The 12,293-nt window shown below is 69.9% G+C and carries 13 protein-coding genes; 5 read left to right on the forward strand and 8 right to left on the reverse strand.

The features are described 5' to 3' along the window. Window positions 1-6 precede the first annotated feature (6 nt). The 6 genes from C5B91_RS03215 to C5B91_RS03235 form a co-directional block, all read right to left on the reverse strand. Entirely contained in the window at window positions 7-1,869 is a 1,863-nt protein-coding gene (locus C5B91_RS03215) for a PH domain-containing protein (RefSeq protein ID WP_115819085.1), read from the reverse strand. Then, window positions 1,866-2,330, reverse strand: a complete 465-nt coding sequence (locus C5B91_RS03220; RefSeq protein WP_004972329.1) for a PH domain-containing protein — start codon at window positions 2,328-2,330, stop codon at window positions 1,866-1,868. The genes C5B91_RS03215 and C5B91_RS03220 overlap by 4 nt, the downstream gene beginning before the upstream one ends. 81 nt (window positions 2,331-2,411) lie before the next feature. Continuing rightward, a complete protein-coding gene (locus tag C5B91_RS03225; RefSeq protein WP_115819086.1) occupies window positions 2,412-3,188 on the reverse strand; it encodes a hypothetical protein in 777 nt (258 codons plus the stop codon). After that, entirely contained in the window at window positions 3,179-4,216 is a 1,038-nt protein-coding gene (locus C5B91_RS03230) for a metallophosphoesterase (RefSeq protein ID WP_115819087.1), read from the reverse strand. Before C5B91_RS03230 ends, C5B91_RS03225 begins: the two co-directional genes overlap by 10 nt. Further along, complete coding sequence (locus C5B91_RS22940) at window positions 4,213-4,338, reverse strand: hypothetical protein (RefSeq protein WP_004043988.1); 126 nt, start codon at window positions 4,336-4,338, stop codon at window positions 4,213-4,215. The genes C5B91_RS03230 and C5B91_RS22940 overlap by 4 nt, the downstream gene beginning before the upstream one ends. 106 nt (window positions 4,339-4,444) lie before the next feature. Further along, window positions 4,445-4,891: a hypothetical protein gene (locus C5B91_RS03235; protein ID WP_008092453.1), complete on the reverse strand. Its 447-nt coding sequence runs from the start codon at window positions 4,889-4,891 to the stop codon at window positions 4,445-4,447. A 130-nt stretch (window positions 4,892-5,021) separates the two neighbouring features. Between C5B91_RS03235 and C5B91_RS03240 the strand changes: the two genes are divergently transcribed. Beyond that, window positions 5,022-7,196, forward strand: coding sequence for a S9 family peptidase (locus tag C5B91_RS03240; RefSeq protein ID WP_049968270.1), 2,175 nt, complete (start codon window positions 5,022-5,024; stop codon window positions 7,194-7,196). 6 nt (window positions 7,197-7,202) lie between these two features. On the opposite strand, the gene C5B91_RS03245 is transcribed toward C5B91_RS03240, so the two are convergent. Beyond that, window positions 7,203-7,889 carry a YqjF family protein gene (locus C5B91_RS03245; RefSeq protein WP_115819304.1) on the reverse strand — a complete coding sequence of 229 codons (687 nt, stop codon included), beginning with the start codon at window positions 7,887-7,889 and terminating at the stop codon, window positions 7,203-7,205. 120 nt (window positions 7,890-8,009) lie between these two features. Here C5B91_RS03245 and C5B91_RS03250 point away from each other — a divergent pair, with 120 nt between their 5' ends. Genes C5B91_RS03250 through C5B91_RS03260 form a run of 3 tightly spaced genes read left to right on the forward strand, consistent with a single transcriptional unit; the run spans window position 8,010 to window position 9,515 of the window. Then, window positions 8,010-8,855 carry an aldo/keto reductase gene (locus C5B91_RS03250; protein WP_008092457.1) on the forward strand — a complete coding sequence of 282 codons (846 nt, stop codon included), beginning with the start codon at window positions 8,010-8,012 and terminating at the stop codon, window positions 8,853-8,855. A gap of 1 nt (window position 8,856) precedes the next feature. After that, window positions 8,857-9,258 carry a macro domain-containing protein gene (locus C5B91_RS03255; RefSeq protein ID WP_115819088.1) on the forward strand — a complete coding sequence of 134 codons (402 nt, stop codon included), beginning with the start codon at window positions 8,857-8,859 and terminating at the stop codon, window positions 9,256-9,258. Between the two features lie 26 nt (window positions 9,259-9,284). Beyond that, window positions 9,285-9,515: a hypothetical protein gene (locus C5B91_RS03260; protein WP_049913402.1), complete on the forward strand. Its 231-nt coding sequence runs from the start codon at window positions 9,285-9,287 to the stop codon at window positions 9,513-9,515. Window positions 9,516-9,569: 54 nt separating this feature from the next. On the opposite strand, the gene C5B91_RS03265 is transcribed toward C5B91_RS03260, so the two are convergent. Continuing rightward, window positions 9,570-10,598 carry a succinylglutamate desuccinylase/aspartoacylase family protein gene (locus tag C5B91_RS03265; protein ID WP_049968272.1) on the reverse strand — a complete coding sequence of 343 codons (1,029 nt, stop codon included), beginning with the start codon at window positions 10,596-10,598 and terminating at the stop codon, window positions 9,570-9,572. 336 nt (window positions 10,599-10,934) lie between these two features. Between C5B91_RS03265 and C5B91_RS03270 the strand changes: the two genes are divergently transcribed. Then, a complete protein-coding gene (locus C5B91_RS03270) occupies window positions 10,935-12,281 on the forward strand; it encodes an NADH:flavin oxidoreductase (RefSeq protein ID WP_115819089.1) in 1,347 nt (448 codons plus the stop codon). Window positions 12,282-12,293: the final 12 nt, after the last annotated feature.

Here is a 12,293-nt window from a genome sequence, read left to right on the forward strand (position 1 = left end):
GCGCGTCTATATAGCTCCCCGCTCGTCGCTCGATTCCTCGGTGTCGTCGGCGTCACCGGTGTCGTCGGCGTCGTCCGAGTCGGAGTCGGTGTCGTCGTCGTTCTCTGCTCCGTCGCCCCTCTCGCTCTCGGACTCGGGACCGGGTCCGGGTTCGGACTCGACCGACTCGCCCCAGATGAAGGGGTCGTCCGCCTCGACTTCGTCGCCGTCACCGGCCTCCTCAGCGTCTTCGTCGCCCCCGCCGACCGCGGGTTCGGCCTCCTCGACGAACTCGGGCGTCTCGCTCACGTCGGTCTCGTCGTCAGGGGTCGAGCCCGAGTCCGATTCGTCGGGGTCGCGGCCCGGCTCCGCGGCGCGGATGCCGAGCGCGGCCTGCCGGGACTGTTGTCGCGCCTCCCGGCGCGCCGCCAGCGCTTCGCGGAGGCGGTCGTTCAGCGTCTCCCGGAGCTCCGCCGCGTCGTCGACTTCGATGTCCACGGCCGTCGCGTCGCCGCCGACGAGGGAGATGCTCCCGGCCGTGTCCGCCGTGACCGTCGAGACGCGCCAGCGGCGCTGGAAAATCGTCCGCCGCTCGATGGCCGTCTGGACCCGGTAGTAGGGGACAAAGCGCATCTCGCGCTTCCAGAAGCCGTTTCGGGTGACGAAGTGGTTCTCGGCGAGCGCGTAGCCGCGGTGCCGCCACTGGAGCGCGCCGGCGACGACCGCAACCGGGACGAGCGCCAGCGGCACGAACCACGGAATCTCCTGCGGGAGGAATCGGTTCGCCCCGTAGAGCGCGAGAGTCGCCGCGCCGAGGACGAGCGAGTACCGGACGGCGTAGCGCCGGCGGATGCGCGTCGGCGGTCCTTCGAACGTCGGCTCCTCGACGCCCTCGAGGTCGGCGACGAGGCCGAGCACGCGGTCGCGGGTCGCAAGCGGGATGGCCGCCTCGGAGCCGCGACCGCCGCCCGACCCGTTCGATCCGTCGGAGCTTGGGGCGTAGCCCGCCGTCTCCACGAGGAGCGTCGCGTAGCCGAACCGCCGCTTCAGTGGGTTGTCCTCGACGGTGAGCGTCTGGAGCTTGTCGAGCGGAATCGACCCGTTGTAGCGCTGGAGGAGGCCGCGCTCGTACTGGAGTTCGTCGCCGACGCGGGTCAGACGGAAGCCGTAGTAGTTCACCACCGCGGAGGCGAAGCCGGCGGCCCACGAGACGAGCGCGACGAGGAGCCCCAGCGCGACGACGCCGACGCCCGCGGCCGCGACGCTCCCGGCGGGGACCGGCACGTCCACGTACGAGGCGACGATGGGGAAGGCGGTCGACCCGAACACGAAGACGAGACCGGGCAGTCGGAGGTCGAACGACAGCGCGCCGACGATGGCCAACTCTCGGGGGGTCAGTTCGAACAGCAGTTCCTGTTCGGGTTCGGGCGCGTCGCCGTCGGTACCGCCGCGTTTCAGGCGGGCGACTTCCGACTGGATGCGACGTGCCTCCTCGTAGCTGACGAAGCGGAGACTGCCCTCGGTCTCGCCGCCGCCGGCGGTTTCGAGGTTCACGGCGGCGATGCCGACCAGCCGCTGGGCGACGTTGCGAGAGATGTCGACGTTCTGGATGCGACGGTAGGGAATCTCGCGGTTACGCCGGGAGAACACGCCCGAGCGGATGTCCAGCGTGTCCGGCGTCAGTTCGTACTCGAACCGACGGAAGTATGCGAGTTCGTAGCCGGCGATTGCGACCACAGCGACGCCGACGAGCGCGACCGAGCCGAGGCCGCCGAGGAAACCGCCGAAGGCGGTCCCGCCGGTGAAGGCGAAGAAGGCGAGCGCGAAGACGACGCTGGCGCTGCGCTGGACCGCCCGGTAGGGAACCGAAAGCGGCGACAGCCGGGTCATACCGCGTCGTCGCCCTCGGACGCGATTGCGAGGCGCTTCAGTCGGTCTTGGAGGTCCTCCGCGCCCTCCGGCGTCAGTCCGGGAATCGACACGTCAGCGCCGCGGGAGCCGGCGGTGTAGACGACAGTCGACGCGAGGCCGACGAGTCGTTCGAGCGGGCCGCGCGTCGAGTCGACGTGCTGGACCCGGACGAACGGGACGACGGTATTGACCTTGGTGAGGACGCCGCGCTGGAGATACAGCGAGTCGTCGCGGACCTCGTAGCCCCACGCCCGATACCGGAGTAAGGCGACGGCGACGCCGACGACGAGGAAGACGCCGCCGACCGCGACGGGGACGTACGAGGGTATCGAGACGGGCGCGAACAGCGTCGCCGCGGTCGCCACGCCGCCGACGACGAGCGCGAACACGACCGCTCGGGCGACCCAGAGGAGACGGATACGGGGGTGGAGGCGATTCACGGGAATCCCTCCGAGCGCGTGAACATCGTATACTCCGGCGTCTCTTCGAACGGGTAAATAACTGTGGCCGCGGGAATCGGCCTACGGTGTGGCGGCGAGGCGGCGTTCGACCCGGCGGGTCGCGGTGTCGAGCGTCGCGCCGACCTCCGCGAGCGTCGCGAGCACCGGATACCGGACCGACAGGTCGGCGTAGAAGAACTCCGTCACGTCCGGCACCAGCCCGGAGAGCGCCCGTCGGTGGTGGGAAACCGTCTCCTGTCGCGCCGCGACGAGCTCCGAGAGCCGCTCGCGGAGCGCGGACAGGTCGTCGTAGAGCGTCACCAGCGCGTCGAAGCCGCGTTCGGACAGCGGCGTCCGGTCGAGGTCGTCGAGCCGTTCGAGGAGGTCTTCGATATCGCCGCGCATCGACGCCACCGATTCGGTTTCCTCGTCGACGACTTCGATGAACTTCTCGCGCTCGTCTCGCGACGACGCGGCCGCCGCGGCGACGGTCCGCCGGAGCGGCGGCGAGAGGACGCTCGCCGACCGGAACGCGGTCGCCACGTCCGGGCCGAACTCGGCGGCGAGGCTCGCTTCGAAGGAGTCGCCGTACTCCTCGTCGTAGTGCGGGACGGACATCACGGTCCGCTCGTAGCTCCGACGCAGGCCGGAGAGCGCCGCGTCGGTCCTGTCTCGCCCGCCCCGCTGGCCCACGAGCGTCGCGGCCGCGGGGGCCTGATTCGGAGCCGACGCCGTCGCCTGCGACGCGGCGACCTCCCGGCGGAACGCCCGGAACGCCTCGCGCTCGTCCACACAGCGGCGGCGCTCGGCGCGGAGGGCGCTGCGGGCGTCGTCGAGGCGGTCGAGGCTCACCGCCATCGAACCGCCCCCGGAACGTCCGAGCCGACGACCCGCCCGGGCGGCGTCCGCTCGTCTACGAGTGGGAGCGCCGACAGGTGTCCGCGGTCGGCGTGCGCGGCGATACCCTGCCCGTGGGCGGCCCCGCTGGCGGCGAGGGTGTACGCCTCGGCCATTCCCTTCGGCCCCGCGAGCGGGACGAGTCGAACCGTCGTCCCGCGGCGGTCGATATCGACCACGACGAACGACTGCGGGAACGAGCAGGTCGCCGGGGCGATGAGTTCGCGGACACCGGCTCTCACGGCCGTCGCGGGCCAGTGGATGTGCCCGGAGAGTACCAGCGGCACGTCGTGGCGCGCGAGCACCGCGGCGAGTTCGTCGGCGTTGCGGAGCTGGTAGAAGTCGGCGTCGGGGAACTGGCCGGTGTGGCGGCGAGGGTGGAAGACGTTGTGGTGGAGGACGACGACCGGGGTCGCCGCGTCAGCGAGGACGGTGTCGAGCCAGCGGAGTTGAGAGTCGGGCACGGCCCCCTCGTGGGTGTCGGTGAGGGTGAGGTCCGGGCCGCCGCTGGCGGAGTCGAGGCCGACGATGTCGACGCCGCCGACCCGACGGACGAACGGGAGGGCGTCGTCGGCGTAGCGCGCCGCGAACTCGCCCGGCGTCGGGGCGTCGTAGTCGTCCCAGCGCTTCGGCACGTCGTGGTTGCCGGGGACCGCGACCCGCGGCCCCGGCAGGTCGCGGATGATTTCCTCGACGACCTCGTACTCCTCGGGGCGGCCGTCGCGGGTCAGGTCGCCGAGGAGGACCGTCGCGTCGACGTCGAGGTCGGCGATGGTCGAGACGGCGGTCCGAAGCCGCGTCTCGCTCCGGTGGTAGGCTTTCCACGTGCCGGACCCCGTCGGCGTGACGTGCGGATCGGCGACGACCGCGAGCCGGGTCGGCGTCTCAGAGACCGGTCGTGCGAGGCGCGCGAGCACTGGGCCGGGGCCTCGCTCGGCCGACTTCCCGACCGGCGTCTCCCCGATGGTCGGCGGGGCGTCCGGACTCATCGGTCGATGGTCCGCGTGAACGTCCCCAGCGCGGTCTCCCGGTGGACGCGTATCCGCCCGGTGTCGGGACACAACTCGATTCGAAGCGGCGACTCGGTGGCGCGCGTCTCGTCCCCGTGCATACACGTGGACTCACCCGGACCGAGATGATAAACATGTCGTACAGAATATATATTTTCGAACGTAGATATGGATACTCTACGGAGTCCTCGGGAGTCGGCTCCGGCGTCAGTTGAGGAGCAGGCCGGCGTCGACGAGGAGCAAGACGGCGACGAGCGCGGCACCGAGGTAGAACGGCGCGGCCTTCTCGGCCGGCGTGCGGACCTTCTTCTCCGCGAGGCCGTCTTTGGCGCGGGCCCGCCCGACTTCGACGAGGCCGGTCAGGACGAACCAGAGCACGAGCATCCCGAGGACGAGGTGGCCGCGGCCGGAGCCGAACAGGCTGTCGACCGTGTAGCGCGTGCCGGCGAGGTGGCCGCCGGTCGCGAACATCACGAGCGAGGCCCCGCGAGACCACATCGTCAGGCGCGAGACGACCGATTCGAACGCGGCGGCGCGGATGTTCCCGGCGCGGGCGGTCGGCAACACGGCGAGCGCGAAAAAGAGGACGCTCCCCGTCCAGAGACCGCCCACGACGAGGTGGAGCGTTGCCATCACGGTGTCGATGAGTGCCATGTCCGTCGGGTTAGTTCAGCGATGCTTGAAGGTTTCACCTTCGCTCGGTCGGGACCGGCGGGCCGACCGCACGCGGTCGCCGGGGTCGCCGATACAAATCTATTTGTCACTCGGCCGAACGTTTCGAGCCATGTCAGGAGAACTCCCTCCCGAAGCGTTCAGCGACCTCTCGGTCACCGGCGAGGTCGCCGTCTCGCCGGACGGGTCGACGGTCGCCTTCACCGCGACCGAGTGCGACCCCGACGAGGACGAACGCGTCGCCTCCCTGTTCGTGGTCCCCGCCGACGGCTCCCGCAAGCCGCACCGACTCACCCGCCACCCCGGCGCGTCGTCCCCGTCGTGGTCGCCCGACGGAAGTCGGCTCGCGTTCGTCGCCGCTCGCGACGAGGACCTCTCTCGGCGGGTCGGTCGCGCGGACGACGAAAGAGAAAGTGAAGGTGACGCTGATGACGCTGGCGGCGTTGACGATGCGAGCGACGCCGACGACGCCGATAGCGACGATTCAGATGGCTCCGACGACGAACCGCCAGTCGGCGGCGAAGACGGCCCAAAGCCGCAGGTCTGGTGTTTCGACCTCGAACTCGGCGGTGATGCGACCCAACTCACCGACCTCGACGAGGGCGTCTCGGAGTTCGACTGGTCGCCGGACGGCGACCGCCTCGTCGTCGCCGCGCGCGACCCGACCGACGAGGAGCGCGAGTACCTCGACGAGCGAAAGGACGGCGGCCCGGTCGTGACCGAGCGACTCCAACACAAAATCAACGGCGTCGGCTGGACCGACACGGTGACGACCTACCTGTTCGTCGTGGACCTCGACACGGGCGAGACGGAGCGCCTTGACGACGCGACCGCCGCGGGCGCGTTCGCCGACGCCGGCGGTCTCCAGCCCGCGTGGGGACCGGACGACCGAATCGCCTACGTCTCCTGCGACGCCGAGCGCCCGGACGACACGCTCGAACAGGACCTGTTCGTCATCGACGCCGACGGCTCGAACGACCGGAAAGTGACGAGCGGCGGCCACACGACCGGGACGCCGCGGTGGAGCCCCGACGGCTCCCGCATCGCGTTTCAGGCGGGCGACTACGAGAACTGGTACGTCCCGCGCGAAATCCGCGTCGCCGACCTCGATTCCGGCGAGGTCAGGTCCGTCTCGGCGTCGCTCGACCGGACGCTCGCGTGGGGGTCTGCTCCGTCGTGGGCGAGTGACGACGAACTCTACGCGCTCGTCGCCGACGAGGGGAAATCGCGCATCACCCGACTCGACCCCGATGCCGACGCCCCCGAGCGCGTGTTCGACGCGCAGGGCGAGTTTAGAGCGATACAGGGACTGCACGTCGCGGGCGAGACGGCCGGCCTGCTCGTCTCCGACCCGGCAGAGGGTTGGGACGCCTACGCCGTCTCGCTGGCCGATATCGACGCCGTCGACGCGGCCCACGCCGAGTCGTTCACCCGGCTGTCGGCGCTCAACGAGGCCGTTACCAACGAGTACGAGATGCCGCAGGTCCGGCGGGTCAGCTTCGAGAGCGACGGCTGGGAGGTCGAGGGCGTCGTCTACGCGCCCGCCGACTTCGACTTCGACGACCCCGACCCGCATCCGACGGTCGTCGCCATCCACGGCGGCCCCATCGCCTACGACGAACCGGCGTTCCGGTTCGACCACCCGGTGTTCACCTCGCGCGGCTATCTCGTCGTGCGCGTGAACTACCGCGGGAGCACCTCCTACGGGCGTGAGTTCGCCGAGGAACTCCGCGGGCGGTGGGGCTCGGTCGAGGTTGACGACCTCGTCGCGGGCGTCGAGGATCTCGTCGCGCGCGACTGGACTGACCCGGAGCGCGTCTTCGGCTACGGCATCTCCTACGGTGGCATCGCACAGGGCTATCTCGTGACCCAGACCGACCTCCTGACGGCGGCCGTCCCCGAACACGGCATCTACGACCTGCGGTCGTCGTACGGCACCGACGACAACCACCTCTGGACGAGATACGAGTTCGGCCTGCCGTGGGAGAACCCGGAGGCGCTGGACGCCTCGTCGGCCATCACCGACGCCGGCAACATCGACACGCCGCTTTTGGTGATGGCGGGCGGTCAGGACTGGCGCTGTCCGCCGAGCCAGTCAGAACAGCTCTACGTCTCCGCGAAGGCGCAGGGCGTCGACGCCAAACTCGTCGTCTACCCGGAGGAACAGCACTCGATTTCGACGCCCGAGCGGGCGACCCACCGACTGGAACAGATTCTCGACTGGTACGAGCGACACGACCCGGCGGTCGAGGCGGCGGATATGGCGGAGACCGACGACGGCCAGTAAGCGGCCTCAGCGAAGCACGGCGGGCGGCTTCGCCGTCACGTCGAGGTCGGCCGCGTAGTGGAGTATCGGGTCGCCGTCGGGGTGGTCGAAGCCGCAGGCCTCGAACATCGTGTTCGCGCGAATCTCCGCCTCCACGTCCTGTATCGGCCACGGGTCGTGGTCGATGTCGCCGATGACGACGGGCCAGTCGTCCGTGTAAAAGCGGTAGTTCTCGACGAGGAACGCGTCGAGCGAGCCGGGTTCGAGGGTTCGGACCTCGCCGGTCGGTCGGTAGGTCGCCTCGAACCGCGCTCCCGGCGTCTCGGCCGTCGCGGGCCGGTAGCTCTCGTAGTCGACCGCGCCGTCTCGCTCCTCGACCGAGATGTTCGCGTAGTGGTACGGGAGCCGGTAGCCCAGTCGGGCCATCGCCACGCTGAGGCGGTCCGCGGCGTCGAGGGTGAAGAAGTAGACGCCGCGGGGGCCGCCGTCGGCGGGTTCGACGTAGGTCCGGAGGTTCACCTCGGGGAACCCGAGCCCCACGGGCGACCCGCGCGGGCGGATGTCCGTCATGTCGAACGAGACGACGCCGAGCCACGCCCGCCCGTCGTGAGTCGCCACCGAGAGCTGGTCGGGGAGTCGCGGCTCCACGAGGTCGGGGTCGACCGGCCAGTGGGCGAACAGCGTGTGCCGCCAGCGCATCGACAGGAGGTCCATAGCGGCCGTTAGGACCGACGACGGGTGTGGGTTTCGGCGGTTCCGGGGCACCGCGAACGCACGGCCGTCGCCCGCCCACCCCGCCGAAACGAACTCCTGTCTGGCGACCAATCTCCGCCCATGGGACTGGAAAACGCAAGCGGCACGTTCGACATCGGCGGCGACCTCACGGTTCACCGACTCGGCTTCGGTGCGATGCGCATCACCGGCGACGACATCATCGGCGAGCCCGACGACGTGGAGAACGCGCGAAAGGTCCTCCACGAGTCGCTCGTCCACGGTATCGACCTCATCGACACGGCGGACTCCTACGGCCCCGCCGTCTCCGAGCGCCTCATCGGCGAGGCGCTCGCGCCCTATCCGGACGACCTCGTAGTCGCCACCAAGGGCGGACTACTCCGCAACACCGACGGCGACTGGATGCCAAACGGCGACCCCGACTACCTCCGGAACGCCGTCCTCGGGAGCCTCGACCGCCTTCGGGTGGACACCATCGACCTCTATCAGCTCCACCGCCCCGACCCGCACGTCGCCTTCGAGGACTCGGTCCACGCGCTCGCCGAGATGAAAGACGAGGGACTGATTCGGCACGTCGGCCTCTCGAACGTCTCGGTCGAACAGCTCGACGAGGCGCGCGACATCGTCGACATCGCCACGGTCCAGAACCGCTTCAACGTCGGCGACCGCGAGTTCGAGGCGAGCCTCGACGCCTGCGAGGCGTACGGTATCGGCTTCATCCCGTGGTACCCGCTCGGCGCGGGCGACCTCGGCGACCGGGCCGACGCCGTCTCCGCGGTCGCGGCGAAACACGACGCGACACCCCAGCAGGTCGCCCTCGCGTGGCTCCTGCACCGCTCCGACGTGATGCTTCCCATCCCCGGTACGTCGAGCGTCTCGCACCTCCGCGACAACGTGGCGGCCTCCCACATCGACCTCGACGACGAGGACATGGACCGACTCGACTGACATGAACTTCACCGTCGTGCAGGGCGACATCGCCGCTCAGTCGGCCGACGCGCTGGTGAACGCCGCTGGGACGAGCCTTCGGATGGGGCCGGGTGTCGCGGGCGCGCTCCGTCGCGGCGGCGGCCCCGAACTGAACGAGGCCGCGATGGCGAAGGGGCCGAGAGACCTCGGTGCGGTCGCCGTCACCGACGCCTTCGACCTCGACGCAGAGGTCGTGATTCCGGCGCTCGGTTGCGGTATCGCCGGGTTCGACCTCGCCGACGGCGCGCGACTCATCTGCGAGGAACTCCGGGCGTTCGAGCCGAGTTCGCTCCGCGACGTTCGGTTCATCGCCTACGCGGACGACGAGTTCGAGACGATTTCGCGGGTCGCCGACGCGGTCGGGGCGGCGACGGAGGAATAACAGTGGGCGACACGGCCGACTCGGACCTGTCGGCGGGCGAAACCCACGGAGCCGCCGACGAAGACGCCGACCCGGTGCTGTGCCCCGTCTGCTCGACGCCCTACGACTCCGTCTCGCTCCACGACCGCGGCCTGCTCGTCAATCTCCTCGACAACGAGCGGTACCGTCGCGTCTGCTTCGAGCCGGTCGAACGCGACGGGCGGCCGCACGTCCGGTTTTTCCACCACACTCACGAGCAGGTCGGCGCGGACGACTGACTGAGTGAGAGTGAGGTGGCGAGCGGGTGCGGAGGCGCAAGCGACGCGTCCGGCCTAACTCCACGGGCGTTCCGTGAACTCGCCGGCCTCGATTTCGCGCTCTATCTCGCGGAGCGTCGCGTCGTCGACGCTGACGAGGTGGCAAAGCGGGTGGCCGGGCGCGGCGACCGGGTTCTGGAGGACGCCGGCGACGAGCCCTGTGAAGGGGGCCGAGACGCGCTTTTCTCTCGTCTTGAAGTGGTCAGAGATGGTGCAGATGGTGTCGCCCTCGTGGACCAGCGGCACGTCGCCGTACTGCATCTCGACGAGGCCGCCAACGTCGGCGCGGAGCCACGTCTTGTCCGTCGCGGAGTCGATGACGCGCGTCCAGCCCGGCCAACTGACCGGCTTCTCCGGGAGGACGCCGTACTCGGCGAGGACGCTCTCGACGCCTTCGAGCGCGCGGTCGACCATCGCGGGCTGGAAGCGGTGGGCGCGGCCCATCTCGACGGTGATGGTCGGAATCCCGTCGTTCGTGGCGACGGTGCGGAGCGAACTCGCCTCGGCCTCGCCCGAGAGGATGAGGTTCGCGCCGAACGACCGCGCGAGGCGGGCGACCTCGGGGCGGTTCATATCGGCGCGGACGTGGTACATCGTCGTCCGGTTGCGCGTCGAGGTGTGGAAGTCGATGCCGAGGTCGCAGGGCTCGACGAACCGACGGTAGATCTGGTTTGCCATGCGCTCGGCCGTGTTCGCGCCGTCGCGGCCGGGGAACGACCGGTTCAGGTCGAGGTCGTAGATGGGGATGTAGCGCTGTTGGGCGAGGTAGCCCGGAACGTTCGCCACGTGGATGCAGACGATGGTCCCGTGGATGTCGGCGGGGTTGTACCGGCTCGCGACCTCCTGCATCACCTTCACACCGTTGAGTTCGTCGCCGTGGAGCGCCGCGGTCATGAAGACCGACGGCCCGCCCTGCTCGCCGTTGATGACGGTGACGGGTATCTCGACGGGGTCGCCGAGGTACGTCTCGCTGATTTCGTACCTGAGGTGTCGCACCTCGCCCGGCGGCACCTCCGAGTCGTACCTGAACGGTTCGGGGTCCATGGGACGTTCATCGGAGCCGACGGGTAAGAAGGTTGACCGGCTTCGGGCCTCGTCCGGACAGACGCGGGACAATACGGCTATCTCCGCCGCAGTCGTCTGTCTCCTCGAGAGATGTGTATCCACAGATGACGTCGAAACGTCCGGTCTGCAAGCGGTGCGGTTCCCCCACGGGTCCCGGTGGCGTGGTCGTCCGACACGCCGGCTCGGACCCCCTGCAGGTGTCGGAGTGCGGGCGCTGCGGCGCGATTATCGATATCGGCGGCGGGACCCGTTGGTGAACTGACGCGGCGACGACCGTCGCGTCGATTTACGTCGCTCGCGCGCCATGTCGACCTCATGGCGACTCCTCGGCTCGACGACCCGCTCGACATCGGCGGGTTCACGCTCCGAAACCGGCTCTACCGCGCGCCGGTGCTCGAATGTGCGGGCACCGGTCCCGAGACCCCCGAGCGCCTCGCGGCCGAACTCGAACCCGCGGCGCGGGCCGGTGCGGGACTCATCTGTCAGGGCGCGACTATCGTGCGCGAGACGGGTGGCTGCGCCGCGCCGGGGATGACGCAAATCGCGGACCCGGAGTTCGCGGCGTCGCTGTCGGCGGTGACCGAGCGAATCCACGACCACGGCGCGGCCGTCGCGGTCCAGTTGGAGTACGGCGGCCTGCGGAGCATGGAGACGTGGCACGCCGAGTACCGGCGCGACCACCCGGATTTGCAACAGCTCGCCGTCTCCCGGCCGCCGCGACTCCTCAGACTCCTCGACGCCCTCGGCTTTCTCGACTACGACGCGCGCGTCATGACGACCGACGAGGTGTACGAACTCGCGGCCGACTTCGGTCGCTCCGCCGCGATGGCGGTCGACGCCGGCTACGACGTGGTCCACGTCGCCGGCGCGAACATGGGTATCGTCCACCAGTTCCTCTCGCCGTTCTACAACCGCCGGGACGACGAGTTCGGCGACGGCGTCCGGTTTTTGGAGGTCGTCGCCGACGAGGTTCGCTCGCAGGTGGGCGACGTGCCGCTCATGACGAAAGTGCCGGCGGAGACGGCCGCTCCGCCCGGCATCCGCCGACGCCTGACCGAGGACGACGCGGTCGAAATCTGTCGTCGACTCGACGAGGCGGGTTACGACGCGCTCGTCCCCGTTTCGGGGTCGGTGTTCTGGGACGCGAGCATCGTCCGCGGGTCGTTCCCGGCCCGCGCGTGGCGCGACGACCGCTACCGAGACGGCTACGCCGCGGCCTTCGGCGGCCCGCTTCGGGCGCGACTCGTCGAACTCGGCAACCGAATCGAGGCGGCGTGGTACGACTTCGACCCGGCGTGGAACGCCGACCTGTGCCGCCGGGTCCGCGACGCCGTCTCGGTGCCCGTGCTCTGCGAGGGCGGCATCCGCGAGCGCGGCGAAATCGACCGGCTGCTCGGCGACGCCTGCGACGCCGTCGGGATGGCTCGGCCGTTCTACGCCGAACCGGAACTCCCCGCGCGACTGCTCGGCCGCGATGTCCCGGCCGGCACACGGGTCGTCTGCGAGAACTGCAACAACTGCGCGGTGCCGCAGGCGACGGGCGCGCCGGGCGTCTGTCGAACGCCCGACGTGTTGGCTCGCGCGGGAACCCTCAGAATGGAGGGAGCATACGACACAGACTCCGAGACGGCGGACGACGACGAGCCCGACCCGGTGGGTTAATAAGGCTCTCGT

The organism is Haloferax sp. Atlit-10N, from assembly GCF_003586325.1.
In the GTDB taxonomy this organism is placed as follows: domain Archaea; phylum Halobacteriota; class Halobacteria; order Halobacteriales; family Haloferacaceae; genus Haloferax; species Haloferax prahovense.

Excerpts from the sequence above, each read along its gene's own strand:
- C5B91_RS03270 (WP_115819089.1), top strand. The coding sequence starts at position 10,935 with ATGGCGACTCCTCGGCTCGACGACCCGCTCGACATCGGCGGGTTCACG.
- C5B91_RS03255 (WP_115819088.1), top strand. The coding sequence starts at position 8,857 with ATGAACTTCACCGTCGTGCAGGGCGACATCGCCGCTCAGTCGGCCGAC.
- C5B91_RS03230 (WP_115819087.1), bottom strand. The coding sequence starts at position 4,216 with ATGAGTCCGGACGCCCCGCCGACCATCGGGGAGACGCCGGTCGGGAAG.
- C5B91_RS03235 (WP_008092453.1), bottom strand. The coding sequence starts at position 4,891 with ATGGCACTCATCGACACCGTGATGGCAACGCTCCACCTCGTCGTGGGC.
- C5B91_RS03265 (WP_049968272.1), bottom strand. The coding sequence starts at position 10,598 with ATGGACCCCGAACCGTTCAGGTACGACTCGGAGGTGCCGCCGGGCGAG.
- C5B91_RS03225 (WP_115819086.1), bottom strand. The coding sequence starts at position 3,188 with ATGGCGGTGAGCCTCGACCGCCTCGACGACGCCCGCAGCGCCCTCCGC.
- C5B91_RS03250 (WP_008092457.1), top strand. The coding sequence starts at position 8,010 with ATGGGACTGGAAAACGCAAGCGGCACGTTCGACATCGGCGGCGACCTC.
- C5B91_RS03245 (WP_115819304.1), bottom strand. The coding sequence starts at position 7,889 with ATGGACCTCCTGTCGATGCGCTGGCGGCACACGCTGTTCGCCCACTGG.
- C5B91_RS03240 (WP_049968270.1), top strand. The coding sequence starts at position 5,022 with ATGTCAGGAGAACTCCCTCCCGAAGCGTTCAGCGACCTCTCGGTCACC.
- C5B91_RS22940 (WP_004043988.1), bottom strand. The coding sequence starts at position 4,338 with ATGCACGGGGACGAGACGCGCGCCACCGAGTCGCCGCTTCGAATCGAG.
- C5B91_RS03215 (WP_115819085.1), bottom strand. The coding sequence starts at position 1,869 with ATGACCCGGCTGTCGCCGCTTTCGGTTCCCTACCGGGCGGTCCAGCGC.